Raw genomic sequence first — 26,120 nt, 5'->3', positions numbered from 1 at the left:
TTGCTATAAACACTGATATCAAAGCGTTTATTTGGTAAGTATATTAGCGCGTACATTTAATTTAAGCTAAATAAAAAGATTAAGGTGGTTACCTTAATCTTTTTTTGTATCCTCAAATTGTCAGATATAGATAGATTTTTTGAGAAATTGACTAGATGTAATTGCGTTTATTAAAATTAAATGATATTATTCTAATAATAAGTGAAAGGGAGGTTGTTATATGAATCATCAAGTTAAATATTTTGCTAATGTTAATGTAACAACCACTACCTCAACCACCATCCTGTCTGGTTGAGTGTTTTGAGGTGCTTTCCAATTAAAATTTGGTTAACAAACAAAACCACCCAATCAGAATTCAGTGCCTACTAGCATTGATACTGATTCGGTGGTTTTTTATATTTTGAGGAGGAAGAACAATGAAGGAAGATTTACCGCAGTTAAAACGATCACTTACATCAAACCAAATGCAAATGATTGCATTAGGAGGAACCATTGGTGTGGGATTGTTCATGGGATCCTCATCGACAATTAAGTGGACGGGACCATCAGTGTTGCTAGCATATGGCTTTGCGGGGTTAATATTGTACCTAGTTATGCGTGCTTTAGGGGAGATTTTATATGTAAACCCAAGCACCGGTTCCTTTGCTGATTATGCAACCAACTATATTCACCCCTTAGCAGGATATTTAACCATGTGGAGCAATATCTTCCAATTTATTGTAGTTGGGATTAGCGAAGTGGTTGCAGTTAGTCAATATTTGAATTACTGGTGGCCAAATTTACCAGGGTGGGTTTCTAGTGTGGTGGTAATTGCTACTTTAACGCTTGCTAACTTGGTTTCTACTAAAGCATACGGAGCGATTGAATTCTATTTTGCTTTAATTAAAGTGCTAACGATTATTTTAATGATTATTATTGGTGTTTTAGTGATTTTCATGGGCTTAGGTAATCATTGGCGCCCTGTAGGATTGAGCAATCTTTGGGCTCACGGGGGCTTTTTTACAGGTGGAGTTAAAGGATTCTTGTTTGCATTATCAATCGTTGTAGGCTCTTACCAAGGAATTGAGTTACTTGGTATCACTGCTGGTGAAGCAGCTAATCCTAAAAAGGCCATTGTGGCTTCGGTAAAATCAATTGTTTGGCGAATTTTAATTTTTTATTTAGGAGCAATCTTTGTTATCGTAGCTATTTTTCCTTGGAATCAATTGGCTACGGTAGGTTCTCCGTTTGTGGAAACTTTTTCAAAAGTAGGAATTACCGGAGCGGCTGGAATTATCAATTTTGTTGTTTTAACTGCGGCAATGTCAGGAACCAATTCTGGAATTTATAGTGCTAGTCGAATGTTGTATAAACTATCTCAAGAAGGAAAGGTACCTAAGATTTTTGGTAAATTATCCAGTCATCGAGTTCCATCTGTAGCAATCTTGACCATATCTTTTGGAATTTTGTTAGGGATTATCTTAAATATCTTCTTATCTTCATTTAAAGGAGGAGCTGTTAACCTATTTGTGCTGATATATAGTTCGAGTGTGTTGCCGGGGATGGTTCCATGGTTTGTTATCCTACTTTCTGAATTACGCTTTCGCCGTGCTAACCCAGAAATAATTCAAAATCATCCTTTTGTAATGCCGCTTTATCCCATGAGTAATTACTTAGCGATTATCTCGTTACTTTTGATTGTAGTTTTTATGTTCATCAATCCAGACACGAGGGCATCAGTTACAGTAGGATTTGTTTTTCTAATGGTTTTAACGATTAATTTTATAATTAAATTCCGCCGTAAACGGGGTTAGAAAAAATTCAGAAAGCTAAAGTTCTGAAGCTTTTAATATTTTAAAGGAAAAGATATTGCTAAGGTTTACCTAAGAAATAAGCTGAACTTTGATAAACAGATAGGGGTCTGCTAAAATTTAATAGATAAAAAATTTAGGATTAAGCTTTGGAGGATTGGTTTTGAAAATTGGAATTGATAAGATGAGCTTTTTTACGAGTGATTTATATTTACCGATGGAGGATCTTGCAAAGGCTCGTAACGAAGATCCGAATAAATACTTGATTGGTATTGGACAATCAAAACAAGCTGTAATCCGAAATTCACAAGATTCAGTAACACTAGCAGCTAATGCAGCATTAAAAATAGTAGATGATAACGAAAAAGAAAAAATTGATTTGATTTTGTTCGGTACTGAATCTGGTGTAGATAATTCTAAATCAGGAGCAATCTACTTACAGTCATTATTAGGAATTAACTCATCAGCGAGTGGTGTTGAGCTAAAGCAAGCTTGTTTTGGTTTAACTGCCGGAATTCAAATGGCAATGGGACATATTGCTTTACACCCGGAAAGTCGAGTTTTACTAGTAGGATCGGATATTGCTCGCTATGGAATTGGTACATTAGGAGAAAAAACTCAAGGTGGAGGAGCAGTCGCGATAATTATGAGCGCTAATCCTCATCTCCTTGAAATTGGAACGCAAAGTGCCCATTTAACTAAGGATATTATGGATTTTTGGCGTCCATTAAATCGTAGTGAAGCGTTAGTTGATGGTAAGTATTCATCAGCCGAATTTATTAATTTCTTCAAAGAAACTTTCGAAAATTACCTCGAAAAAACGGGCGAAGAGATTGATAAATTTACCGCTCTTATTTTTCATTTACCTTACACTAAGATGGGGCTTAAAGCTTTAAGAAGCGTAATTGAAGACCTAGATAATGATGATTTAAAAGAAAGTTTATTAGAACATTTTGAGGAGAGTCGTTATTTGAATCGTGAGGTAGGAAATTTATATACAGGTTCATTGTATCTGAGTCTGTTGTCATTATTACATGCCCGCAATTTAAAAGCAGGCGACCAAATTGGCTTGTTTAGTTATGGTTCTGGTGCAGAAGGTGAGTTTTATTCTGCTAAAGTCGTTGAAGGATATGAAAAGTATGTTACAGATGAAGAAATTGCATTTTTGGATCAAAGAACTTCGGTCTCAGTGGCTGAATATGAACAAATCTATCGTAGTTTTATGAGACCTCAAACAGCGGACTACAGAACTGAATTTGAAAACGATCCTGCACCATTTGTTTTGAAGGGACAACAACAACAACAACGGATTTATGAAAAAGTAAATTAAAAAAATGGCAACTTGGGTTTAAACCTAAGTTGCCATTTTTTATGAGAAGATGCTGTAAACAATTTTACCGTCTTTCGCGATAATCATCGCTTTATTTTTGTCAGGTTGATTTAATTGAACGGCATATCCCTTACCAAGTTCTTTTTTGAGGGATTTTGAAACCTCAACAAATTTATCTTGGATATCTTTAAAATTACTATTACTCATTTGGTCAGGATTTTCGATCAACTGATTGAAAACTTTTTTAGTGTCTTTATCGGTTGCTGAAACACTAAATGTTTTGGCAGATGGATCATATGTAACAGTACCAAACGATTTAAAAGATTTAGTAAGACTAGCCTGGACTTGTTGCACCTGTTGGGCCTTAGATGAAGAGGCAACACTTTCGCTTTTAATCATTTCCAACTTATCGTCCTTCAAGCTCGATTTTTTACTAGCAATTAAAGTTGAGTTGGTCTTAGAGCCAGAACTTTTATGTGAAGTTTCCATCACATTTCTTGCTGAGAAAATAACAACAGCAAGGGGGATAATCACTAAAAGTGAGCTTAAAAAAATGGAGCCTCGGTTCCTAATTGATGAATAAAATTGAAAAAATCCAAGTAATAATGTAATTGATGCTAAAACTAAAACGTAAAGCATAGTAACCCTCCAAAATGATTTATCGCATTAACAATAGTATGCTTTGAAAAACATAATAAATCAATAGGAAAGTCACATCTAGTAGATGTTATCTCTAAATAAACCAACAACTTTACCGAGGATAGTCACGTTGTCCAAAATAATTGGGGCCATCGTATCATTTTCTGGTTGAAGTCGAATGTGATCGGATTCTCGATAGAATCGTTTGCAAGTTGCTTCATTTTCATCAGTCATAGCAATTACAATGGTGCCATTGTCGGCTGTAGATTGTTTTCTAACAATAACTTGATCACCAGATAAAATACCGGCATTAATCATACTTTCTCCTCGGATGGTAAGCATGAACAAATTACTACTATCATTTTCGTACTCTGGAGGAACAGGGAAGAAATCTGTAGCTTCTTCAACAGCCAAAATTGGTTCACCGGCAGTAACTACTCCCAGTAAGGGAATAGTAGGATTTTTATCTTGTACTCCTAAAGCGTCTAAACCTAATTTTGTTACCTCTAAAGCTCGGGGCTTAGTAGGATCCTTTTCTAAAAAGCCGTTTTTTTGTAAACGATCAATGTGTCCATGAACAGTGGAAGTAGATGATAGTCCAATGGCACTACCAATTTCACGCACTGTAGGTGGATATCCTTGAGCGTTAACTGTTTTATAAATATATTCCAGAACGCTGAGTTGCTTAGTGCTGATATTTTTTGCCATTTTTTCACCTCATAAATATTTGTTGTTATTTTATCATAAAAAATCCTAATACTCAAACAAATGTTCGCCTTAAAAATTGAAATTAAAAGCTTTCCATAGTATGATTAAGCTACTAATAACGGAGGGATTTATTATGGCCGATCAAGAAATGCAAAAATTAATTAAGAGAATCAATGAACTTGCTAAAAAAGCAAAAGAAGAAGGACTTAGTGACTTAGAGATTATCGAGCGAAAAGATCTGCGTCAAAAATATTTGAAGAAGTTCCGAGAGAGTTTCAGAAGTCAAGTTGAAATGATGCAAATTTTTGATAAAGAAGGCAAAGAAGTCACACCTGAAAAGGTAAAAGAAGTTCAACGAAAAAAGGGCTTACGTGACGATTAGAACGGGGCTTTTGTTTTTAGCCGTTTTTGTGTAAAATGAATAGGTAAGTCGTTGGTAAGGAGGATTGTAAATGTCAACTGGAATTTGGATTATGATTGTAATCATCGCATTGCTTGTTGGTGCAGTTGGTGGTTTCTTCTTTGCTCGTCGTTACATGGAGAATTATTTGAAGAATAACCCCCCAATTAACGAGGATATGCTTAGAACAATGATGCTTCAGATGGGTCAAAAGCCATCACAAAAGAAGCTCCATCAAATGATGACTGCGATGCAAAATCAATCTAAGAAATAAAAAAACGTCCATTATTTGGACGCTTTTTTTGTTTCTTTATTCGAAATGTCAATGTATTTAAACGTAGGATCAACTTCATTATCAAGTTTAACAAAAGCATTGTTTAATTCTTCTTCTAGCATTGCTAAGTTTTCGTCATTCATTTTCGTTTTACGATCAATAGTAATCGGTTCACCAAAGTTGATATGAATCTTTTGACGAGTAAATAGTCCTTTAAAGGTTAATGGTCCTTGATAAATAGCTGGTACAATGGGGACGTTAGCTAATTTGGCAATTACGAAAGCACCATTTTTAAGCTCTTGGGAATGTCGAGTTCCTGAAGGAAAAATAATGGTTGATAATTCTCCCTTTTTTAAAATCTTAACCGGGGTTTTAATGGCTGAAGGACCCGGATTTTGACGATCAACAGGAAAAGCATTTAATTTAGTAATTAACCAGCTTAAAAACCGATTTTGAAAGAGTTCCTTTTTAGCCATAAAAGAAAATCTTTGCGGATAAGCAGCTAGGGCATATAGCACTGGGTCAAACCACGTGCGGTGGGGAGCTACTAACACATAACTACCTTCTGGTAAACGTTCTGAGTTGTGTACATCAGGTTTCCCATTAATAAGAAATATCAATGAAGAAACAAAGTGTTTAATAAATGAATAAAACATAAGATAACCTGTACTTTCATATATTTATTAATTTGATTATATTATGAAGTATTGGTAAAGAAAAGGAGTTTTAAATGCAAGTTGAGTTAAAAAGTGACGAGCGAATTGATCAATTATATCGCGATGATATTCAGATTATTCAAAGTCCATCAGTATTTTCATTCTCACTTGATGCGGTATTATTAGCCAATTTTGCTGAGGTTAAAAAGGCTAGTAAGACTAAAATTGTCGATCTTTGCTCTGGAAATGGAGCAGTGGGTTTATTTCTTTCAAAAAAGACTGCCGGCCATGTGACAATGGTTGAGATTCAGTCACGATTAGCAGAGATGGCAATGCGGAGTATTCAGTTGAACGATTTAACTGACCGTTATGATGTTTACAACATGCCGTTGAAAGATGCGTTAACGAAAATTAATGCTGATTCCATAGATAACATTGTTTGTAATCCACCCTACTTTGAAGATTTACCTAGTAGCAAGAAAAATCCCAATGAACATTTGGCACTTGCTCGGCATGAATTAACGACTTCATTAGAGGAAGTTCTTCAGGTGAGTCAAAAGATGTTAAAAATGAACGGAAAATTATTTTTGGTACATAGACCGGATCGACTACCTGAAATTTTAACCAAATTAGTTAAAAATCGATTGGCACCTAAACGAATTCAATTTGCACATTCTCACGCAGGAGACGAAGCTAATATGGTTTTAATCGAAGCGATTAAAGACGGTAAGCCTAATGGAACTAGAATCTTACCACCAATAGTTATTTATGAGGGGTTGGAATACTCTAAAGCAATTAAGGAGTTATTATATGGAAATTCCACTGACTAACGGATTTTATTTTTATGTTTTACGCTGTGCGGATAACACTTTATATGGTGGCTATACCATAAATCTTATTAACCGCGTTGAACGCCATAATAAGGGACAAGGTGCCAAATATACTAAGGCTCGAAGACCAGTTCAATTAATTTATTTTGAATCGTTTGATAATCAGCATGACGCAATGTCTGCAGAATATCAGTTCAAGCAACGAACGCGAAGTAGTAAAATTAAATTTCTTAAAAAGAACGGTATTTCATTAACAAATTTAAAATAATAGTGGTACAGTTAAGGCGATTAACGACTAATTTAATAGTTTGAATACTGTAATATTTTTTGAATCATGATACAGTATGTAAAACAAATTATTTAGCCAAGTCTGAGAGGAGAATTTTTGATGAAAATTATTGCTTATGGCATTCGAGATGACGAAAAACCTTACCTAGAAGAATGGGTTAAAGATAATAAAATTGAAGTAAAGGCTGTTAGCGAATTGTTGGACTCCAACACGATTGAACAAGCTAAGGGTTATGACGGAGTTGTTGCATATCAACAGAAACCTTATACAGATGATTTGTTCGATAAAATGAATGAATTCGGGATTCATGCCTTTTCGCTTCGTAACGTTGGTGTTGATAATGTTCCAGTTGAGGCTTTAAAGCGAAATAATATTAAGATTACCAATGTTCCAGCGTACTCTCCAATGGCGATTGCAGAACTTTCAGTAACCCAACTCCTAGCTTTAATTCGTCGAATTCCAGAATTTGATGCTAAGATGGCTCGTGGTGATTTCAGATGGGAACCAGATATTGCTCTAGAACTTAACCAAATGACAGTAGGAGTTATTGGTACCGGAAGAATTGGGCGTGCGGCCATTAATATCTTTAAAGGCTTTGGAGCTAAAGTGATTGCTTATGATGTTTTCCGAAATTCAGAACTTGAAAAAGAAGGAATCTATGTTGACTCGCTTGAAGAACTTTATCGTCAAGTAGATGTTATTACCTTACATGTTCCCGCTTTAAAAGATAACTACCATATGTTAAATGATGAAGCGTTCGCACAGATGCATGATGGGGTATTTGTTCTAAATTTTGCTCGCGGTAGCTTGATTGACACGAAGGCATTACTTAAGGCTTTAGATAGTGGTAAGGTGGCTGGTGCGGCACTAGATACCTATGAAGACGAAGTAGGTATTTTTGATGTGGATCACCAAAATGACCCAATCAATGATCCCGTATTTAATGATTTATACAGTAGACGTAATGTAAAAATCACACCACATGCGGCTTTTTATACTAAGCCAGCAGTTAAAAATATGGTACAAATTGCTCTTGAAAATAATAAAGCACTAATTGAAAAAGGTGCTGCAAGAAATGAAGTTAAGTTTGACTAATATTTAGCTTGAAATGCGACTTTAGTTAGGTTAAAATTATATTCGGCCTGTAGGTCAAAAACACACTTGATTGGAAGTTGACGGAGTGCTCAACTAGTTTGAGTCCCGAAACCGTAGATAATCAAGGAGGAAAAACTAGGAGGAAAATAACATGTCTGTTATTTCTATGAAACAATTGCTTGAAGCTGGTGTACATTTCGGACACCAAACACGTCGCTGGAACCCTAAGATGAAGCCATTTATCTTTACTGAACGTAATGGTATTTACATCATTGATTTACAAAAAACTGTTAAATTAATTGACAATGCATATAACTTCGTTAAAGATGTTGCTGCAAATGATGGTGTAGTTCTTTTTGTTGGTACAAAGAAGCAAGCACAAACTGCTATCGAAGAAGAAGCAAAACGTGCTGGTCAATACTTTGTTAACCATCGTTGGTTAGGTGGAACTCTTACAAACTGGAACACAATCCAAAAACGTATCAAGCGTTTGAAAGATTTGAAAGCAATGGAAGAAGACGGTACATTTGATCGTCTACCTAAGAAAGAAGTTGCTCTTTTGAACAAGCAAAAAGACAAGCTTGAAAAATTCTTGGGTGGTATCGAAGATATGCCTCATACTCCAGACGTATTGTTTGTTGTTGATCCTCGTAAGGAACAAATTGCTATCAAGGAAGCTCAAAAATTGAATATTCCTGTTGTAGCTATGGTCGACACAAACTCTGATCCAGATCAAGTTGATGTTATTATCCCATCAAATGATGATGCTATTCGTGCCGTTCGTTTAATCACTGCTAAGATGGCTGACGCTGTTATCGAAGGTCGCCAAGGTGAAGACGAAGAAGAAGCTTCACAAGAAGTCGCTGAAGGCGTAAGCAAGGACTCTCTTGAAGACTTGAAGAAGTCTGTTGAAGAAGGAAGCAACGAAGAATAATTATCACTTAGGCTGTCGTGATTTGAGACCTTTTAGGCCTGAGATTACGCGCGGCCTTTTTTTACGGAATCACAAATTGGTATTAGTAATATAAAAAGCTAAGGGGGCCATAAAAATGGCAAGTATTTCAGCTAAATTAGTAAAAGAATTACGCGATAAAATCGGTGTTGGTATGATGGACGCTAAAAAAGCACTTGTTGCTACAGAAGGTGACATGGACAAAGCAGTTGATTTTCTCCGTGAAAAAGGTATTGCAAAGGCTGCTAAGAAGAGTGACCGTGTTGCTGCTGAAGGTCTTGCAGATGTTGAAATGCATGACAACACAGCTGCAATTGTAGAAGTTAATTCAGAAACTGACTTTGTTGCATCAAACGATCGTTTCATCGACTTAGTTAAGGAAATTGCTTCACAAGTTGCACTTGAAAAACCTGCAGATGTTGATGCTGCTCTTAAATTGAAGTCACCAAAGGGTACTTTGAATGATGATATCATCGAAGCAACTCAAGTAATTGGTGAAAAGATTTCTCTTCGTCGCTTTGCTACTTTAGAAAAGGGTGAAAACGAACATTTCGGTTCATATCTTCACATGGGTGGTAAAATTGCAGCGCTTGTATTGCTTGAAGGTGCTGATGAAGAAACTGCTAAAGACGTTGCTATGCACGTTGCAGCTATCAACCCTAAGTATGTTAACCGTGACCAAGTACCTGCTGAGGTATTGGACCACGAACGTGAAGTACTTAGCAAAGAAGCTGAAGGTGAAGGCAAACCAGCTAACATCATCGAAAAGATGGTTACTGGTCGTTTGAACAAGTTCTTGGCTGAAATTAGTTTAGATGATCAAGAATATGTTAAAGATCCTGACCAAACAGTTGCTAAATATGTTGCTTCAAAGGGTGGTAAAGTTAAGTCATTTATCCGCTTTGAAGTTGGTGAAGGTATCGAAAAACAAACTGTTGACTTTGCTGAAGAAGTTCGTAAGGAAATGGGCCAATAAAACCCAGAGTTTTTGGATATTTAAAAAGCGAATTAATATGAGTTTAGCTCAATTAATTCGCTTTTTTGTAGGATTTTACACGTAATAACAGTGTGGTTTGCCGCATTTTTATGATAGAATTAATGAAGGAAATTAAACATAGGAGGCCGTAATATGTCGGAAGTTAAATACAAGCGAGTAATAATGAAGCTGAGTGGTGAAGCACTTGCTGGAGATAAAGGAACAGGTATTAATCCACCAGTAATTCAAAAGGTTGCTGAAGAACTTCGTGACGTGCATGACCTAGGAGTACAAATTGCCATCGTTGTTGGTGGTGGGAACATGTGGCGTGGAGAAACTGGTGAACAGCTTGGAATGGAACGTGTTCAAGCTGACTATATTGGTATGCTAGGTACGGTTATGAATGCTTTAGCACTTCAAGATAGCCTAGAATCACTAGGAGTTCCAACTCGCGTTCAAACTTCCATTGAAATGCGTCAAATCGCTGAACCTTACATTCGTCGTAAGGCCGTTCGTCATCTTGAAAAGAATCGCATAGTAATCTTTGCTGCTGGTACAGGTAGCCCATACTTCTCAACTGATACAACTTCAGCTTTAAGAGCGGCTGAAATTGGGGCGGAAGCAATTTTAATGGCTAAAAACGGCGTAGATGGTATTTATTCTGCCGATCCAAACGTAGACCCTGATGCAGTTAAATTTGACGAATTAACACATATGGATATTATTGATAAAGGACTTAATGTTATGGACACTACTGCAAGTTCACTTTCGATGGAGAATAATATTCCATTAGTTGTTTTCAACTTAAACCAAGCAGGTAACATTAAAAAGGTTGTTGCAGGTGAAAATATTGGAACAACGGTTAGAGGAGAAGAATAATGGCAAAAAATGAGATAATCCAAAAAGCTGAAGAAAAAATGCAAAAGGCACAGAATGTTTTAGAACGTGATCTAGGTTCAATCCGTGCTGGCCGTGCTAATGCTTCATTACTTGATAAAGTCTCAGTGGATTATTATGGAGCTCCAACTCCACTTAATCAAATGGCTTCAATTACCATTCCGGAACCACGAGTATTGTTAGTTACTCCTTATGATAAGAGCGTATTGAACGACATTGAACAAGCTATTTTAATGTCAGATCTAGGGATTAATCCTGCTAATGATGGCTCAGCAATTCGTTTAGTAGTTCCTCAATTAACTGAAGAAACCCGTAAAGATTTAGCCAAGAATGTTAAAGCAGAAGGCGAAAAAGCTAAAGTAGCAGTTCGTAATATTCGTCGTGATGCAATGGACACTTTGAAAAAGGCTAATAAAAATGGCGACTACAATGATGATGAATTCCATGATTTAGAAAAACAAACTCAAGATAGTACGGATAAAGCAATTAAAGTTGTAGACGAAATCGTAGCTAATAAGGAAAAAGAAGTCCTTGAAGGCTAGTATTAACTTTTGATAAAGCACCCCAAGAATTGTAGTGAAAACTCAACTTTTGGGGTGCTTTACTGGTTATTGAAAAATTCCAACTTCAACCAAAAAGTATCAAAATTTGGTATGGTACAATAAAAATCATGTGTTTTTAGGTAGTTTTGAAGATGTTTGACGTATCTTTAATAGTCGTTGTCCGTTTATTTGTACAGAACAATGATTTTGTAGCTTTTTTTTGGTAAAATAATAACCATTAGCTTGGAGGTTTTTTGATGAAAATGAATCAAAAACTTGAAACAGAATTAAATGAAAATATTCCAAAGCATGTTGCCATTATTATGGATGGTAACGGACGCTGGGCTCAGAAACGATTTATGCCACGTGTTGCTGGTCATAAGCGAGGAATGGAAGTCGTTAAGACTATTACTAAAAGTGCTAGTAAGTTGGGCGTAAAGGTGTTAACCTTATACGCTTTTTCGACGGAAAACTGGAAACGTCCCCAAGATGAAGTTTCATTCTTAATGAAATTACCGATTACTTTTTTCAATAAATTTGTTCCAGAATTGATTGAAGAGGGGGTCCAGGTTCGAGTAACTGGAGATATCGACGGCCTTCCCCAAGCGACTCAAGATGCTGTACGAAAAGCGATCGAGGACACCGCACAAGGTACAAAGATGATTTTAAATTTTGCTCTTAACTATGGAAGTCGGGACGAAATTACCAAGATGGTCCAGTCAATTGCTCAAGCTGTTAATACCAAACAATTGGACGTGGATAAAATTGATGAGCAGGTTATTGAAAACCATCTACAAACTAATTTTTTAGGCGAACTTTCTAATCCAGATGTATTGATTAGGACCAGTGGAGAAGAGCGAATTTCGAACTTCTTACTTTGGCAAATTGCATATAGTGAGTTAGTCTTTACTGACACACTTTGGCCAGATTTCGACGAAAAAATCTTTATTGAAATGATAAAAGAGTATCAAAAACGTGATCGACGTTTTGGTGCAATTAAAAAGTGAGGAATTAATTTTGAAGCAAAGAGTAATTACTGCCGTAGTAGCGTTAATAATTTTTATTCCAATTGTCTTTCTTGGAGGAACATTAATCGAGATTGCAGCCTTGGCCCTAGCCGTGGTGGCAATGAGTGAAGTTTTAATTATGAAACGAATTTTGTTGGTAACTCCTGAAGCAATTATTAGTATCTTAGGAACGTTATTCTTGGTTGCCCCTAAGTCATGGATGCACGACTTACCAAGCCAAATTAATACACCATTTGTTTCTTTGATTTTTGCCATTGCGTTGATGGTGAGAGTTGTTTTCAGTAAAAATCGTTTCAATTTCGATGATGCTGGTGTATTAACATTGACAATGCTATACATTGGATTCGGATTTAACATGTTTGTTCAAGCTCGAACGGTGGGCTTAGGAATGTTAATGTATCTGCTACTAACCGTCTGGAGTACAGACAGTGGAGCCTACTTAGTCGGAAGAAAGATTGGTAAGACTAAACTTGCTCCTCAAATTAGCCCCAATAAGACTTGGGAAGGTTCCATTGGCGGAACCATAGTTGCAGTTATTGTTGGAATTATTTTCTCAGTAACGGGACTAATCCATTATGGAATTCTAGCTACAATTTTAATGACGCTATTCCTTTCAATTGCAGGTCAGTTAGGAGACTTAGTAGAATCTTCTCTTAAACGTTATTACGGTGTTAAAGATTCTGGTCGCATCTTACCAGGTCATGGAGGAATCCTTGACCGTTTTGATAGTCTATTGCTAGTATTGCCAATGGCATATTTATTAGGTTTACTATAAAATCTGCCAGTTAGGAGTTATTTATGATAACTACGATTATTACCTTTATTGTTGTATTTTTAATTTTAGTTGTTGTCCATGAGTATGGGCATTTTGTTGCTGCTAAAAAGTCCGGTATTTTAGTTCGTGAATTTTCAATTGGGATGGGTCCTAAAATTGTTGATTTGAAGCGTAATGGAACTACGTATACTTTACGGATTCTTCCCATTGGTGGTTATGTTCGAATGGCGGGACTCGATGAACAAGAAGATGAATTGAAAGCGGGACAACATGTTACATTAACCACGGATAATACTGGACAAGTGACGATTATTAATACTTCTAGTAAAGTTCAAAATTTGATGGGCATTCCAGTTGATGTAACCAGTTTTGACTTACAAGATAAATTATTCATTGAAGGTTATGAAAATGGTAACGAAGACGAAGTTAAACATTTTGAAATTGATCATGATGCATCGATAGTCGAATCCGACGGGACAGAAGTTCGAATTGCACCGCGTGATGTTCAATTTCAATCTGCTAAGATTTGGCAGCGACTAATTACTAATTTTGCTGGACCATTTAATAATTTTGTTTTGGCCATCGTTGTTTTTGCGATAATGGGAGTTATGCAGGGAGCAGTTCCGGCTAATACTAACCAAGTACAAGTCGTTGAAAATGGTGTTGCTCAAAAAGCAGGAATTAAAAATAATGATCGTATTGTTAGAGTTGAAGGACAAAAAACAGATAATTGGAGTCAATTATCTAAGGCAGTTTCAGCTCGTCCAAATCAAAAAACGACTTTAGAAGTATTACGTCAAAAGCAAATAAAGAAAATCACATTAACACCTAAGTTAGCAAGTAATGGTAGTAAAAAAGTGGGTATGATTGGTGTTCAATCATCCATGACAACTAATTTAGGTAAGCGAGTTTTATATGGTTTCACTGGAACTTGGCAAATGGCTAAGAGTTTGTTTACCGCTTTAGGACAGATGCTACATGGCTTTAGTTTGAATGATTTAGGCGGTCCTGTTGCAATTTATGCCACGACCTCTCAAGCTACCCATCAAGGCTTCATGTCAGTGCTGTATGTGCTAGGTTTTCTATCCCTAAACTTGGGGATTGTTAACTTATTACCAATTCCAGCTTTGGATGGAGGAAAAATTCTCCTAAATTTCGTTGAAATGATTCGAAGAAAACCTTTAAAAGTTGAAACCGAAAATGTGATTACGCTAATTGGCTTTGGATTTTTAATGATATTAATGCTGTTAGTTACTTGGAATGATATTCAAAGATACTTTTTTTAAATTAACTTAAGGAGTTCAAATTCAATTATGAAACAATCAAAAATTCTTATTTCTACTGTAAAGGAAGTCCCAAATGATGCCGAAGTTTTAAGTCATAAAATGATGCTTCGGGCAGGATACATCCGTCAAATTTCGGCCGGAATGTATGCATACTTACCATTAGCTTATAAAGTGATTAGTAAGATTGAAAAAATCGTGCGTGAAGAAATGGAAGCAATCGACGCCGTTGAAATGTTAACTCCAGCGGTTTTACCAGCTGAATTATGGAAGCAATCAGGCCGTTATGAAACATATGGTCAAGAACTCTATAAATTTAAGAATCGTCATGATCGTGATTTTATTCTTGGACCAACACACGAAGAAACCATGACTACATTGATTCGAGACGAAGTTAAATCATACAAGAAACTTCCACTTTCTTTATACCAAATCCAAATGAAATATCGCGATGAAGATCGTCCTCGTTATGGATTACTACGCGGCCGTGAATTTTTAATGAAAGATGCTTATTCTTTCCACGCTGATGAAGAAACGTTAGACCAAAGTTTCCGTGATTTCGAAAAAGCTTACCAAAACATTTTTAGACGTTGTGGTCTTAATTTCCGTGAAATCGTGGGTGACGCCGGAGCAATGGGTGGTCGAGATTCCAAAGAATTTTCAGCTATTGCTTCTATTGGTGAAGATACAATCGCTTACTCAGAAGAAAGCGATTATGCTGCTAACTTAGAAATGGCAAGTAGTGTCTACACAGATCTTCAAATGCATGAAAATCAAGAAGAACTTACTAAAGTGGCTACTGATGATGCGCATTCAATTGATGAAGTTGCTGCTAAGCTAGATGTGGATAGCAACCGTTTAATTAAAACTATGGTTTTAATTGTCGATGAAGCACCTGTTTTGGCTTTACTACGTGGTAATGATCAACTAAATGAAGTTAAGCTTACAAATCTTTTGCACGCTGATGAGGTTCGAGAAGCAACGGAGGAAGAAGCCTTTGAACTTCTAGGTGCGCACGTGGGTTCGCTTGGTCCAGTACTTGAAAACAAACCAGAAAATTTAAAGATTGTAGCAGATAAATATATTGAACAAATGGTTAACAGCGTTGTTGGTGCTAATGAAGATGGTTTCCATTTGAAAAATGTTAATGTTGAACGCGATTTTACCGTTGATGAATATGCTGATATTCGTACTGTCCGTGAAGGCGAACTTGCTCCGGATGGTAAGGGTGCTTTGAAATTCACTAAGGGAATCGAAATTGGTCATATCTTCAAGATTGGAACAAAGTACTCTGAAGCTTTGGATGCTAAGGTACTAGATGAAAACGGACGAGCAATCCCAGTAATTATGGGTTGTTATGGAATTGGGGTGAGTCGTTTACTATCAGCTGTTTCTGAACAACAATCGGATGAAAATGGGCTTGTATGGCCTAAGAATATTGCTCCTTATGATGTCCATGTAATTCCAGTTAATGCCAAGAATGCGGAACAAATGGAAATTGCTGACCAAATTAACGGAGAACTAACTAAAGCAGGTTACGATGTATTAGTAGATGATCGTAAGGAACGTGCCGGAGTTAAGTTTGCGGATTCAGACTTAATTGGAATCCCACTTCGTGTTACCATTGGTAAGAAAGCTTCTGAAGGCATTGTTGAAGTCAAGTTACGTAAGACAGGGGAAGCAGTCGAAGTTAAGGTTGCGGAACTAAATAACACGGTAGAAATTTTATTAAACCAAGCTCAATAAAAGTAAATAAACCAATTAAAGCTGGGGAATCCCAGCTTTAATTATTTGTAGCAAATATTTTTAATGGATTAGTAACATCAGGGGGACCAAAGAGTGAGTTTGTCAGAAAATGAACAATTCAGAGTTTTATTAGAGCAAATTGATTTATTGGATAATGCTGAATTAAAAGATGGTTCAATCAAAGATTTAACTGTGCACTCCAATTCCAAGCGTTGGACGTTTAGTTTTGAGTTTAATGATATTTTACCTTTACAAATCTTTGTTGAATTTCATCATCAATTGGTTAATACGTTTGGGTCAATAGCTCAAATTGATTTTTCAATTGATACTATAAATAAAAATAATGTTGCAACCCATGCAACCGATTATTGGGATTGGATTATCAAGAATAGTGGTATTCAATCATCACTTCTACAAGTGTTATGTGATAAGTCGATTCCAGAGTTTAAAGATGGACAATTAGTTGTCAAAGTAGATAATCAAATTACTAAGAACTTTCTCAATGACGATGTTTTGCAGACTCTTAGTAACACGTATCAAAAAGTTGGTTTTGGTCCGATTAAAATTAAACCTACAATCGATGACAATACTGCTCAAGAACGTTTGCAAGCTTATCATGAAGAAAAAATTAAACGTGATCAAGCCATTGTTCAAAAAGCGACTGAAGCAATTAAAAAAGCTGAAAGTAAAAAGAAAGCTTCTGATAAAGCGATGCCTGAATTTAATGGTAAAGTGCAAATGGGTAAACCAATTAATGGTAAGGACAATATTGTTCAGTTGAGAGATATTACCCAAGAAGAACGTTCGGTGTCCATTGAAGGGTATATTTTTGACGCAGAAGTTAAGACCCTTCGTTCGGAGCGTCAACTTTTAATCTTTAAGGTGACGGACTATACATCGTCTATTACCATCAAGAAGTTTTCTCGTAATGAGGCCGATGAACAATTATTCTCGGCCATTAAAAAAGGTTTGTGGGTTAGAGTTCGCGGAAGTATTCAAGAAGATAGTTTTATGAAAGATCTAACGATGAATGCTTACGATATCATGGAAGTCGACCACGCTGATCGACAAGATACAGCAACTGATAAAAGAGTTGAATTACACTTACACACTAATATGAGTACGATGGATGCTACTAACGGAATTAGCGATTTGGTAGGACAAGCTGCTAAGTGGGGGCATCCGGCGGTTGCAGTCACAGATCACGCTGGATTACAAGCTTTCCCTGAAGCCCATGCAGCTGGTAAAAAAAGTGGTATTAAAACACTTTTCGGTGTTGAAGCTAATCTAGTTGATGATGGAGTTCCAATTGGCTATAACAGTGAACATCGCCCATTGAAGGGCGGCAAATATGTAATCTTTGATGTGGAAACTACGGGTTTGTCTGCAATTTATGACAAGGTGATTGAACTATCGGCGGTCAAAATGGAAAATGGAAATGTAATTGATCAGTTCGAAGAATTTATTGATCCGGGTTTTCCTCTTTCGGAAACTACAATTAATCTGACTAGTATCACGGACGAAATGGTACGTGGTTCAATGTCTGAAAAAGAAGTTTTCACCAAATTTAGAGAATTTTATGAAGATGCTATTATTGTGGGACATAATGTAACTTTTGATATTGGTTTTATGAATACAGGTTACCTCCGACATGGGATGGAAGAAATAAAAAATCCCATAATTGATACTTTAACGTTAGCGCGGTTCTTGTATCCTACTCTGAAAGGTTATCGTTTAAACACTTTGGCCAAAAAATTTGGGGTAGCACTCGAACATCATCATCGGGCTATTTATGATTCAGAAACTACAGGACATTTGTGTTATCTCTTCTTAAAAGATGCCGAAGAACGTTATGGGATTGAATATCATGATCAACTAAATGATCACATGACTGAAAATGAAGCATATAAACATGCACGGCCAAGTCATGCCATTTTAATTGCTAAGACCCAAGCAGGTTTAAAAAATCTTTTTAAATTAGTATCAATGTCAAATGTTAAATATTACTATCGTGTACCTCGAATTCCTCGCTCTGAGTTAGAAAAATTACGCGAGGGGATTATTGTCGGTTCTGCTTGTTCTAGCGGGGATGTTTTTACGGCGATGATGCAAAAAGGATATGCTGATGCACGGCGAAAGGCTAAATTCTATGATTACTTGGAAGTAATGCCTAAACCGGTTTATCAACCATTAATCGAACAAGAATTAGTTAGTGATAATAAGAAGTTAGAGGAAATCATTGCCAATATTGTTAAATTAGGTGAGGATCTAGATATTCCAGTGGTCGCAACGGGAGATGTTCATTATCTCAATCCGCAAGATTATATCTACCGTAAGATTTTAATTAATTCGCAAGGTGGGGCTAATCCTTTAAATCGTTCAGAATTACCTGATGTTCATTTTAGAACTACCGATGAAATGCTGGAAGACTTTTCTTTCTTGGGTCCAGAAGTAGCACACAAGATTGTTGTCGAAAATTCGAATAAAATCGCTGATAGTGTAGATGACGGAATTAGCCCAGTTAAAGATAAATTGTATACACCTAAAATGCCAGGTGCTGAAGACCGAATCAAACAGCTTTCGATGGATCGGGCACATGCTTTGTACGGTGAAGTATTACCGGAAATTGTTCAAGAACGATTAGATAAAGAATTGACTAGTATCATTGGAAATGGTTTCTCCGTAATTTATCTAATTGCTCAGCGCCTAGTGCATAAGAGTAATAAAGATGGTTATTTAGTTGGGTCGCGTGGATCAGTTGGTTCTAGTTTTGTTGCTACAATGTCTGGAATTACAGAAGTTAATCCATTACCGCCTCATTATCGATGCCCTAAGTGTCAATATTCATTCTTCTATACCAAGGGTGAATATGGTTCTGGATATGACCTTCCAGATAAAGAATGTCCGGAATGTGGAACTTGGATGATTGGTGATGGACAAGATATTCCGTTTGAAACTTTCCTAGGTTTCAAAGGAGATAAGGTCCCCGATATTGATTTAAATTTCTCGGGAGATTATCAACCTATTGCGCATAATTATATGCAAGTTTTATTTGGTAAAGATAATGTGTTTAGAGCTGGTACAATTGGTACGGTTGCTGATAAAACAGCATTTGGATATGTTAAAGCGTACGAAAGAGATACTAATCAGCATTTGCGCGGAGCCGAAATTGAACGTTTGGCTAAGGGCGCAACTGGTGTTAAACGAACGACTGGACAACATCCGGCTGGAATTTTGATTGTTCCTGATTATATGGATGTATATGATTTTAGTCCTATTCAATATCCCGCTGATGATCAGACGGCTGCTTGGGAAACGACTCATTTTGATTTTCATTCTATCCATGATAATATTCTGAAAATGGATATTCTGGGACATGATGATCCAACAATGATTCGTAAGCTACAAGATTTATCAGGAATTGATCCAGAGACCATTCCAACTGATGACCCCGGGGTGATGAAAATTTTCTCTGGCCCAGAAGTTTTAGGCGTTGATGAAAATCAAATTCAATCTAAAACAGGAACTTTAGGAATCCCTGAGTTTGGTACGCGATTTGTGCGAGGAATGTTGGAAGAAACCCATCCAACTAGTTATTCAGAGCTTCTCCAAATTTCTGGATTATCACATGGTACTGATGTTTGGTTAGGGAATGCCGAAGAATTGATCAAGGCGGGTACCGTAACTTTGAAAGAAGTTATTGGTTGTCGTGATAATATTATGATGGATTTAATTCATTATGGTTTAGATTCACAGTCCTCCTTCCAAATTATGGAGAGTGTGCGTAAGGGAAAGGGAATTCCAGAAGGCTATGAAGATAAGATGCGTGCGGCTAATGTTCCCGATTGGTACATTGAATCTTGTGGAAAGATTAAATATATGTTCCCACGGGCGCATGCTTCAGCCTATGTTTTAATGGCCTTACGAATTGCCTACTTTAAGGTTTATTATCCATTGGTTTATTACGCAGCATATTTCACGGTACGAGCAGATGACTTTGACATTGTTTCGATGGCACGCGGGAAAGAATCCCTCAAAAATCGCATGCAAGAAATTAATGATAAAGGTAACGATGCGTCGACAAAGGAAAAAAATCTCCTAACCGTGTTAGAATTAGCTAACGAAATGTTAGAACGTGGTTTTGAATTCAAAATGATTGATATTGAAAAATCAGATGCTGAAGAATGGTTAATTGAAGGCAAGTCCTTAATTGCACCATTTAATGCTTTACCAGGTTTAGGATTGAACGTTGCTAAACAAATCGTGGCTGCGCGAGCAGACAAGCCATTCCTTTCCAAAGAAGACTTGTCAAAGCGGGGACATGTTTCGCAAACTTTAATTGATTTCATGACTGAGAACAACGTTTTATCGGAGTTGCCGGATGAAAATCAGCTTAGTTTATTCTGATGATTTGCAAAAATGCCCATATAATGGTATATTCAGAGTAGTAATTTGATACTCGTTAATTGAGTGAGCAGCGATGCTCGCTCTTTTTATTGGCAAAATATAATTCTGGAGGTTCAAGTTTGAGTAACAATGTTATTGAAAAGGTGACAGAATTAGTCCAACCAATTACTGATCGCCATAATTTTGAACTTGTTGAAGTTGAATTTGTAAAAGAAGGTCAAGGTTGGTTCCTAAGAGTCTATATTGACAAAGTTGGTGGCATTAACATCGAAGAATGTGCCATGGTCAGTGATGAGCTAAGTGAAATTTTGGACGCACAAGATCCAGATCCAATTCCACAAGCTTATTTCTTAGAAGTGTCTTCTCCAGGGGCTGAACGACCTTTAAAAACGAAGGAAGATCTTACGAGATCAATTGGTGAATATATCCATATCTCACTATATGCATCGATTAATAAGCAAAAAGTTTTCGAAGGTTACCTTAAAAGCTTTGAAAATGATGAAATTGTTTTGGACTATTTAGATAAGACTAGACATAAAGAACTTAAAGTAACGTATGATCAGGTTGCATTTGCTAGATTAGCAATCAAGATTTAGAGGAGAGTTTAAAATGAGTAAAGAAATGATTACCGCTCTTGATATCTTAGAAAAAGAAAAGGGAATCAAAAAAGAAGTTATCGTTGAAGCACTTGAAGCTGCATTAGTTTCGGCATTCAAGCGTAATTACGGACAGGCTCAAAACGTTGAAGTAGAATTTAATGATCGTAAAGGTGATATTCATGTTTACGCCGTTAAAAAAGTTGTTGAAGAAGTTGAAGATGATCAATTGGAAGTTAGTTTAGCTGACGCCTTGATGATCAATCGAGCATACGAATTGGATGATGAAATCAGATTTGAAGTTACTCCTAAAAACTTTGGCCGAATTGCAGCTCAAACTGCTAAACAAGTTATTATGCAACGGGTTCGCGAAGCTGAACGTGGTGTAATTTACGAAAAGTATGGTCAATACGAAGATGAAATTGTTACAGGCGAAGTATCACACCGTGACAATCGTTACGTATATGTTGACTTGGGTGGGGTCGAAGCTGTGATGGCTAAGTCAGACCAAATCCCAGGTGAACAATATGAACCTCATGATCATATTAAAGTTTATATTACGAAGGTGGAAAATAACGGTAAGGGACCTCAAATTTTTGCTTCAAGAACGGATTCGGGACTTTTGAAACGGCTCTTTGAACAAGAAGTTCCTGAAGTTTATGATGGAACGGTCGAGATTATGTCGATTGCTCGTGAAGCTGGTGATCGTGCTAAAATTGCGGTACGTTCTAATGATCCTGATATTGATGCAGTTGGGACATGTGTGGGTGCTAAGGGCCAACGTGTTCAAACGATTGTCAATGAACTTCATGGTGAAAACATGGATATTATTGAATGGAAAGAGGACCCAGCAGAATATATAGCTAATGCTTTGAAACCTTCTGAAGTTATTGACGTATTATTTAATGAAGAAGATGAAAATTACTGCATGGTAATCGTTCCAGATTACCAGCTTTCATTAGCAATTGGTCGTCGTGGACAAAATGCGCGTTTAGCTGCTAAACTTGTTAACTTCAAGATTGACATCAAATCGGAAACAGATGCATCAGAATATGCTGAAGAAGAAGATTCTGAAGAAAGTACAGAAGAAACCGCTGAATAAACCATTGGAGGTGTGTTCTTGATGAAAACCAGAAAAATACCAATGCGTAAAGACATTGTGACAAATCAAATGTTTCCTAAAAAGGAACTCGTGCGAGTTGTTAAAAATAAGGAAAACGAAGTAGCTATTGATCCGACGGGTAAAGCTGCAGGACGAGGCGCTTATATTGGATTAGATGTCGAAATTGCTAAAAAGGCAAAAAAGAAGCGAACTTTTGATCAAGCGTTTAAAATTAAAGTTGACGACCAGTTCTACGATGACTTAATTGCTTATGTTGATCATCAGCAAGCACGAAAAGAGTTATTTGGTAAGTAAATGATTAAAGAAAATATTAGTAAATATCTCGGATTGATGCGCCGTTCAGGTAACTTGGTTACTGGTCAAGAACTAGTACTCAGTTCAATTCGTAGTCAGAAAGCCAAATTCGTTCTGGTAACAGAAGATATTGGCGAGTCCTCAAAGAAAAAAATTATTGATAAGTGTCATTTTTACGAAGTTCCATTCACTATTTTGGGAACTAAAGAAGATCTTTCCAAAGCAATTGGGCAGGAAAGATCGGTAGTGGCAACTGAAAATAATGGTTTTGCAAAGGGGTTACTAAAGAAAATAAATGAATAGGAGCGTGAAACGATGGGCAAAAAAAGAATTTATGAATTAGCCAAAGAAATCAACGTTTCGAGTAAAGATATTATTGAAAAGGCGCAGGCCGATGGTCTTGATGTAAAAAACCATATGTCGACGCTAGACGATGCTTCTGAAAAGCATTTACGCAATGCTTTCAAAAAAAATACTACTACAACCAAACCGGAAGAAAAACGGACACCTAAATTCCGTTCAAGCAAAACTGGTAAAACTGTGGTTAAGAAAAGCGACCATCCAGCAGCTGATGGAACGAAGGGTATTCAAAGATTGAAATCATCAAATAATGAAAGTACTACAAGAAACAATAACAATAACAAAAATGGCAACCAAAACCGTAATAATACAAATGGTCGTCCAAACAATAACCAAAATCGTCCAAACAACAATCGTAATCAAAATAACAACCGTAATGGTAATCGTCCTAACCAACCTAAGCGCGATGAAAAACAAGATCGAATTCGTGCTTCAGTAGCAGAGGCTGCCCGTATGGCTGCTCAAGCTAACCGCGAAATTGCTAACGAGAAGCCCCAAGCTAATCGTCAACGCACGAATAGCGCTAAGCCAGGTGAACAACGTCGGGAAGGTCGTAATAACCAAAATCGTCCAAACAACAATAATCGTAACGGTAACAATGTAAATCGTACGAATAATAATAATCGCCCTAACAATAACAATCGTAACAATGAAAATCGTCCAAGTCGTCCAAATAATACTAATCAGACGACTAATAATCGCCCAGCTAACAATACAACTAGACCAGCTGCTCCAGCAGCTACGACAGCTAATAATAGTGGCGAAAAGAAGCAAGATCGTTTTAGTGGACGTAACAACAATTCTAGGGGTGGGAACCGTTTTGGAAACAACCAAAATCGTCCCTTTAATAAAGAAAACCGTAAGAACAAAAAGAGAAATAGAAAAGCTAAACGCGATGGGCGGATGAAGGAAACAACTAACAAAGTTGTTACTGTTCGTAAGGAACGTCCATTGCCAGATGTATTAGAATACAGCGAAGGCATCAATGTAGCAGAGATTGCTAAGAAGATTCATCGTGAACCAGCAGAAATCATCAAGAAATTGTTCATGATGGGTGTAATGGTTAACCAAAATCAATCACTTGATAATGATACAGTGGAACTTCTAGCAGCCGATTATGGAATCGAAGCTCAACAAAAAGTTGAAGTTGATATTTCAGATATTGATAAGATTTTTGAAGACGAAGAAAAGAATACAACTAACCTTGTATCACGCCCTCCAGTTGTTACTATCATGGGACACGTTGACCATGGTAAGACAACCTTACTTGATAAACTTCGTCATAGTCATATCACTGAAGGAGAAGCTGGTGGTATTACTCAAGGAATCGGTGCTTACCAACTTAAGCATGATGATAAGTTGATTACTTTCCTTGATACTCCTGGTCATGCGGCCTTTACTGAAATGCGTGCTCGTGGTGCTGATGTTACGGATATTACAATCTTAGTTGTCGCTGCTGATGACGGTGTAATGCCACAAACTATTGAAGCTATCAACCATGCTAAGGCTGCTAATGTTCCAATTATCGTCGCCGTTAACAAGATTGATAAGCAAGGAGCAAATCCTAACCATGTTATGGAACAATTGACTGAATATGGTCTTATTCCTGAATCATGGGGTGGAGACACGATTTTCGTTGAAATTTCAGCTAAATTAGGTCAAAATATCGATGAATTACTTGATATGATTTTACTTCAAGCAGAAGTTCTAGAACTTAAAGCTAACCCAGATCAAAATGCTGCTGGATCAGTAATTGAAGCTCAATTGGATCCTGGTAAAGGTTCTATTGCAACAATCTTAGTTCAACAAGGTACAATGCACGTTGGTGATCCAATTGTTATTGGTAACACCTTTGGACGGATTCGAACAATGGTTAACGAACATGGCCGTCGAGTGAAAGAAGCTACTCCATCAACCCCAGTAGAAATTACTGGCTTGAACGGTGTTCCAGAAGCCGGTGATCGTTTCGTAGTCTTTGATGACGAAAAATCAGCTCGTGCAGCTGGTGAAGAACGTGCTAAACGTGCTCAAATGGAAGAACGTAAACGTAGCAACCATGTTACTTTGGATAATCTCTTTGATTCCCTTAAAGAAGGCGAAATGAAGAAGGTTGACATCATTATCAAGGCTGATGTTCAAGGCTCTGTAGAAGCTTTAGCTGATAGTTTACAAAAGATTGAAGTTGAAGGTGTTCGAGTTAATATCATTCATAAGGCCGTTGGAGCTATTAACGAAAGTGACGTTACCCTTGCAGCTGCAAGTAATGCGATTATCATTGGTTTCAATGTTCGCCCAACAGCTCAAGCTAAACAAATGGCTGACTCTGAAGATGTTGATATTCGTCTCCATCGTGTTATCTATAACGCAATCGATGAAGTTGAATCAGCAATGAAGGGAATGCTTGAACCAGTTTACGAAGAAGAAATTATTGGTCAAGTTGACATTCGCGAAACTTACAAGGTTTCTCGTGTGGGTACAATTGCTGGTGGTTTTGTAACTGAAGGATTTATTACACGTGATTCCGGAGTTCGTTTGATTCGTGATGGTGTAGTTATCTATGAAGGTAAACTAGGTAGTCTTAAACGTTTCAAGGATGATGTTAAAGAAGTTAAACGAGGATTTGAACTTGGTTTAACGGTTGAAAATTACAATGATATCAAAATTGGTGATGTTATCGAAGCATACCGCATGAAAGAAGTACCAGTTGAGTAGATAGGAGGAATCTATTATGGCTCGACAATACCGTTCGGATCGCTTGTCTCAAGAAATTGAAAAAGAAGTGAGTGATATCCTTCGTCGTCGTGTGCGTGATCCTCGCGTTGAGGGAGTTACAATCACTGGCGTTGATGTGACAGGTGATTTACAACAAGCAAAAATTTATTACAGTATTTTATCTGATAAAGCATCAGATGATCAAAAAACCAAGGCGGGTCTTGAAAAGGCATCTGGTTTAATTCGTAAAGAGTTAGGTAGCCGCCTATCAATTTACAAGACACCGGAACTTAGTTTCATCAGAGATGAATCTGTTCAATATGGTGATAAAATTGATCAATTACTCAATAAATTAAATCGTGATTAATCCAAAAGAGTATGCTTAATGGCATGCTCTTTTTTGTTTGGACCTAAATAA

25 protein-coding genes are annotated in these 26,120 nt (G+C 36.9%); 22 read left to right on the top strand and 3 right to left on the bottom strand.

Annotation, left to right across the window (positions count from 1 at the left end; genetic code table 11):
* Positions 1 to 416 precede the first annotated feature (416 nt).
* Positions 417 to 1,793, top strand: a complete 1,377-nt coding sequence (locus HFC68_RS01465; protein ID WP_002833594.1) for an amino acid permease — start codon at positions 417 to 419, stop codon at positions 1,791 to 1,793.
* A 160-nt stretch (positions 1,794 to 1,953) separates the two neighbouring features.
* Positions 1,954 to 3,120 (top strand): hydroxymethylglutaryl-CoA synthase, encoded by a 1,167-nt coding sequence (locus HFC68_RS01460; RefSeq protein WP_011673311.1) that lies wholly within the window; start codon positions 1,954 to 1,956, stop codon positions 3,118 to 3,120.
* A 39-nt stretch (positions 3,121 to 3,159) separates the two neighbouring features.
* Here HFC68_RS01460 and HFC68_RS01455 read toward each other — a convergent pair whose 3' ends face one another.
* Positions 3,160 to 3,759 (bottom strand): hypothetical protein, encoded by a 600-nt coding sequence (locus HFC68_RS01455; RefSeq protein WP_011673312.1) that lies wholly within the window; start codon positions 3,757 to 3,759, stop codon positions 3,160 to 3,162.
* Positions 3,760 to 3,837: 78 nt separating this feature from the next.
* Positions 3,838 to 4,467, bottom strand: a complete 630-nt coding sequence (gene lexA, locus HFC68_RS01450) for a transcriptional repressor LexA (RefSeq protein WP_002833597.1) — start codon at positions 4,465 to 4,467, stop codon at positions 3,838 to 3,840.
* A gap of 133 nt (positions 4,468 to 4,600) precedes the next feature.
* Between lexA and HFC68_RS01445 the strand changes: the two genes are divergently transcribed.
* Together HFC68_RS01445 and HFC68_RS01440 are read left to right on the top strand one after the other, a co-directional pair.
* On the top strand, positions 4,601 to 4,849 hold the full coding sequence (locus tag HFC68_RS01445) for a DUF896 domain-containing protein (RefSeq protein WP_002833598.1): 249 nt from the start codon (positions 4,601 to 4,603) through the stop codon (positions 4,847 to 4,849).
* Between the two features lie 70 nt (positions 4,850 to 4,919).
* A complete protein-coding gene (locus HFC68_RS01440) occupies positions 4,920 to 5,141 on the top strand; it encodes a YneF family protein (protein WP_002833599.1) in 222 nt (73 codons plus the stop codon).
* Between the two features lie 11 nt (positions 5,142 to 5,152).
* Here HFC68_RS01440 and HFC68_RS01435 read toward each other — a convergent pair whose 3' ends face one another.
* Complete coding sequence (locus tag HFC68_RS01435) at positions 5,153 to 5,797, bottom strand: 1-acyl-sn-glycerol-3-phosphate acyltransferase (protein WP_029257926.1); 645 nt, start codon at positions 5,795 to 5,797, stop codon at positions 5,153 to 5,155.
* 74 nt (positions 5,798 to 5,871) lie between these two features.
* Here HFC68_RS01435 and HFC68_RS01430 point away from each other — a divergent pair, with 74 nt between their 5' ends.
* From HFC68_RS01430 to rbfA, 18 genes are all read left to right on the top strand, one after another.
* Complete coding sequence (locus tag HFC68_RS01430; RefSeq protein WP_002833602.1) at positions 5,872 to 6,627, top strand: tRNA1(Val) (adenine(37)-N6)-methyltransferase; 756 nt, start codon at positions 5,872 to 5,874, stop codon at positions 6,625 to 6,627.
* The gene (locus tag HFC68_RS01425) at positions 6,608 to 6,895 is read left to right on the top strand and encodes a GIY-YIG nuclease family protein (protein WP_002833603.1); all 288 of its coding nucleotides are present in this window, start codon (positions 6,608 to 6,610) and stop codon (positions 6,893 to 6,895) included. The genes HFC68_RS01430 and HFC68_RS01425 overlap by 20 nt, the downstream gene beginning before the upstream one ends.
* Before the next feature lie 120 nt (positions 6,896 to 7,015).
* Positions 7,016 to 8,011, top strand: coding sequence for a D-2-hydroxyacid dehydrogenase (locus HFC68_RS01420; protein ID WP_011673315.1), 996 nt, complete (start codon positions 7,016 to 7,018; stop codon positions 8,009 to 8,011).
* A 151-nt stretch (positions 8,012 to 8,162) separates the two neighbouring features.
* Positions 8,163 to 8,945 (top strand): 30S ribosomal protein S2, encoded by a 783-nt coding sequence (gene rpsB, locus HFC68_RS01415; protein WP_002833605.1) that lies wholly within the window; start codon positions 8,163 to 8,165, stop codon positions 8,943 to 8,945.
* A 115-nt stretch (positions 8,946 to 9,060) separates the two neighbouring features.
* Positions 9,061 to 9,939 (top strand): translation elongation factor Ts, encoded by an 879-nt coding sequence (gene tsf / locus HFC68_RS01410; protein ID WP_002833606.1) that lies wholly within the window; start codon positions 9,061 to 9,063, stop codon positions 9,937 to 9,939.
* Positions 9,940 to 10,092: 153 nt separating this feature from the next.
* Positions 10,093 to 10,818, top strand: coding sequence for a UMP kinase (gene pyrH / locus HFC68_RS01405; protein WP_002833607.1), 726 nt, complete (start codon positions 10,093 to 10,095; stop codon positions 10,816 to 10,818).
* On the top strand, positions 10,818 to 11,378 hold the full coding sequence (gene frr / locus HFC68_RS01400) for a ribosome recycling factor (protein WP_002833608.1): 561 nt from the start codon (positions 10,818 to 10,820) through the stop codon (positions 11,376 to 11,378). The genes pyrH and frr overlap by 1 nt, the downstream gene beginning before the upstream one ends.
* A 257-nt stretch (positions 11,379 to 11,635) precedes the next feature.
* Positions 11,636 to 12,385, top strand: coding sequence for an isoprenyl transferase (locus tag HFC68_RS01395; protein WP_011673316.1), 750 nt, complete (start codon positions 11,636 to 11,638; stop codon positions 12,383 to 12,385).
* 10 nt (positions 12,386 to 12,395) lie between these two features.
* The gene (locus HFC68_RS01390) at positions 12,396 to 13,181 is read left to right on the top strand and encodes a phosphatidate cytidylyltransferase (protein WP_041527001.1); all 786 of its coding nucleotides are present in this window, start codon (positions 12,396 to 12,398) and stop codon (positions 13,179 to 13,181) included.
* A 23-nt stretch (positions 13,182 to 13,204) separates the two neighbouring features.
* Positions 13,205 to 14,467: an RIP metalloprotease RseP gene (gene rseP, locus HFC68_RS01385; protein WP_011673318.1), complete on the top strand. Its 1,263-nt coding sequence runs from the start codon at positions 13,205 to 13,207 to the stop codon at positions 14,465 to 14,467.
* 27 nt (positions 14,468 to 14,494) lie between these two features.
* Positions 14,495 to 16,210 (top strand): proline--tRNA ligase, encoded by a 1,716-nt coding sequence (locus HFC68_RS01380; RefSeq protein ID WP_011673319.1) that lies wholly within the window; start codon positions 14,495 to 14,497, stop codon positions 16,208 to 16,210.
* Positions 16,211 to 16,303: 93 nt separating this feature from the next.
* The gene (locus HFC68_RS01375; RefSeq protein WP_088356025.1) at positions 16,304 to 20,617 is read left to right on the top strand and encodes a PolC-type DNA polymerase III; all 4,314 of its coding nucleotides are present in this window, start codon (positions 16,304 to 16,306) and stop codon (positions 20,615 to 20,617) included.
* Between the two features lie 119 nt (positions 20,618 to 20,736).
* Positions 20,737 to 21,213 (top strand): ribosome maturation factor RimP, encoded by a 477-nt coding sequence (gene rimP / locus HFC68_RS01370; protein WP_002833614.1) that lies wholly within the window; start codon positions 20,737 to 20,739, stop codon positions 21,211 to 21,213.
* Positions 21,214 to 21,226: 13 nt separating this feature from the next.
* Entirely contained in the window at positions 21,227 to 22,315 is a 1,089-nt protein-coding gene (gene nusA, locus HFC68_RS01365; protein WP_002833615.1) for a transcription termination factor NusA, read from the top strand.
* 21 nt (positions 22,316 to 22,336) lie between these two features.
* Positions 22,337 to 22,630, top strand: coding sequence for an RNase P modulator RnpM (gene rnpM, locus HFC68_RS01360; protein WP_011673321.1), 294 nt, complete (start codon positions 22,337 to 22,339; stop codon positions 22,628 to 22,630).
* Positions 22,631 to 22,933, top strand: coding sequence for a ribosomal L7Ae/L30e/S12e/Gadd45 family protein (locus tag HFC68_RS01355; protein WP_002833617.1), 303 nt, complete (start codon positions 22,631 to 22,633; stop codon positions 22,931 to 22,933). It begins immediately after the preceding gene.
* Positions 22,934 to 22,945: 12 nt separating this feature from the next.
* Complete coding sequence (gene infB, locus HFC68_RS01350; protein WP_011673322.1) at positions 22,946 to 25,702, top strand: translation initiation factor IF-2; 2,757 nt, start codon at positions 22,946 to 22,948, stop codon at positions 25,700 to 25,702.
* 16 nt (positions 25,703 to 25,718) lie between these two features.
* On the top strand, positions 25,719 to 26,069 hold the full coding sequence (gene rbfA, locus HFC68_RS01345) for a 30S ribosome-binding factor RbfA (RefSeq protein ID WP_002833619.1): 351 nt from the start codon (positions 25,719 to 25,721) through the stop codon (positions 26,067 to 26,069).
* The last annotated feature ends 51 nt before the right edge of the window (positions 26,070 to 26,120 follow it).

Origin of the sequence: Pediococcus sp. EKM201D (assembly GCF_011800215.1) — a bacterium.
Classification (GTDB): domain Bacteria; phylum Bacillota; class Bacilli; order Lactobacillales; family Lactobacillaceae; genus Pediococcus; species Pediococcus pentosaceus.
This window is presented reverse-complemented; position numbering and strand designations above follow the sequence as displayed.

Bases quoted from the DNA above. Each gene is read 5' to 3' on its own strand.
- HFC68_RS01465 (WP_002833594.1), top strand. From the start codon at position 417: ATGAAGGAAGATTTACCGCAGTTAAAACGATCACTTACATCAAACCAA.
- HFC68_RS01430 (WP_002833602.1), top strand. From the start codon at position 5,872: ATGCAAGTTGAGTTAAAAAGTGACGAGCGAATTGATCAATTATATCGC.
- rbfA (WP_002833619.1), top strand. From the start codon at position 25,719: ATGGCTCGACAATACCGTTCGGATCGCTTGTCTCAAGAAATTGAAAAA.
- infB (WP_011673322.1), top strand. From the start codon at position 22,946: ATGGGCAAAAAAAGAATTTATGAATTAGCCAAAGAAATCAACGTTTCG.
- frr (WP_002833608.1), top strand. From the start codon at position 10,818: ATGGCAAAAAATGAGATAATCCAAAAAGCTGAAGAAAAAATGCAAAAG.
- HFC68_RS01355 (WP_002833617.1), top strand. From the start codon at position 22,631: ATGATTAAAGAAAATATTAGTAAATATCTCGGATTGATGCGCCGTTCA.
- nusA (WP_002833615.1), top strand. From the start codon at position 21,227: ATGAGTAAAGAAATGATTACCGCTCTTGATATCTTAGAAAAAGAAAAG.
- pyrH (WP_002833607.1), top strand. From the start codon at position 10,093: ATGTCGGAAGTTAAATACAAGCGAGTAATAATGAAGCTGAGTGGTGAA.
- HFC68_RS01445 (WP_002833598.1), top strand. From the start codon at position 4,601: ATGGCCGATCAAGAAATGCAAAAATTAATTAAGAGAATCAATGAACTT.
- tsf (WP_002833606.1), top strand. From the start codon at position 9,061: ATGGCAAGTATTTCAGCTAAATTAGTAAAAGAATTACGCGATAAAATC.
- HFC68_RS01440 (WP_002833599.1), top strand. From the start codon at position 4,920: ATGTCAACTGGAATTTGGATTATGATTGTAATCATCGCATTGCTTGTT.
- HFC68_RS01455 (WP_011673312.1), bottom strand. From the start codon at position 3,759: ATGCTTTACGTTTTAGTTTTAGCATCAATTACATTATTACTTGGATTT.
- rseP (WP_011673318.1), top strand. From the start codon at position 13,205: ATGATAACTACGATTATTACCTTTATTGTTGTATTTTTAATTTTAGTT.
- HFC68_RS01435 (WP_029257926.1), bottom strand. From the start codon at position 5,797: ATGTTTTATTCATTTATTAAACACTTTGTTTCTTCATTGATATTTCTT.
- rnpM (WP_011673321.1), top strand. From the start codon at position 22,337: ATGAAAACCAGAAAAATACCAATGCGTAAAGACATTGTGACAAATCAA.
- HFC68_RS01395 (WP_011673316.1), top strand. From the start codon at position 11,636: ATGAAAATGAATCAAAAACTTGAAACAGAATTAAATGAAAATATTCCA.
- HFC68_RS01420 (WP_011673315.1), top strand. From the start codon at position 7,016: ATGAAAATTATTGCTTATGGCATTCGAGATGACGAAAAACCTTACCTA.
- rpsB (WP_002833605.1), top strand. From the start codon at position 8,163: ATGTCTGTTATTTCTATGAAACAATTGCTTGAAGCTGGTGTACATTTC.
- HFC68_RS01380 (WP_011673319.1), top strand. From the start codon at position 14,495: ATGAAACAATCAAAAATTCTTATTTCTACTGTAAAGGAAGTCCCAAAT.
- HFC68_RS01425 (WP_002833603.1), top strand. From the start codon at position 6,608: ATGGAAATTCCACTGACTAACGGATTTTATTTTTATGTTTTACGCTGT.
- lexA (WP_002833597.1), bottom strand. From the start codon at position 4,467: ATGGCAAAAAATATCAGCACTAAGCAACTCAGCGTTCTGGAATATATT.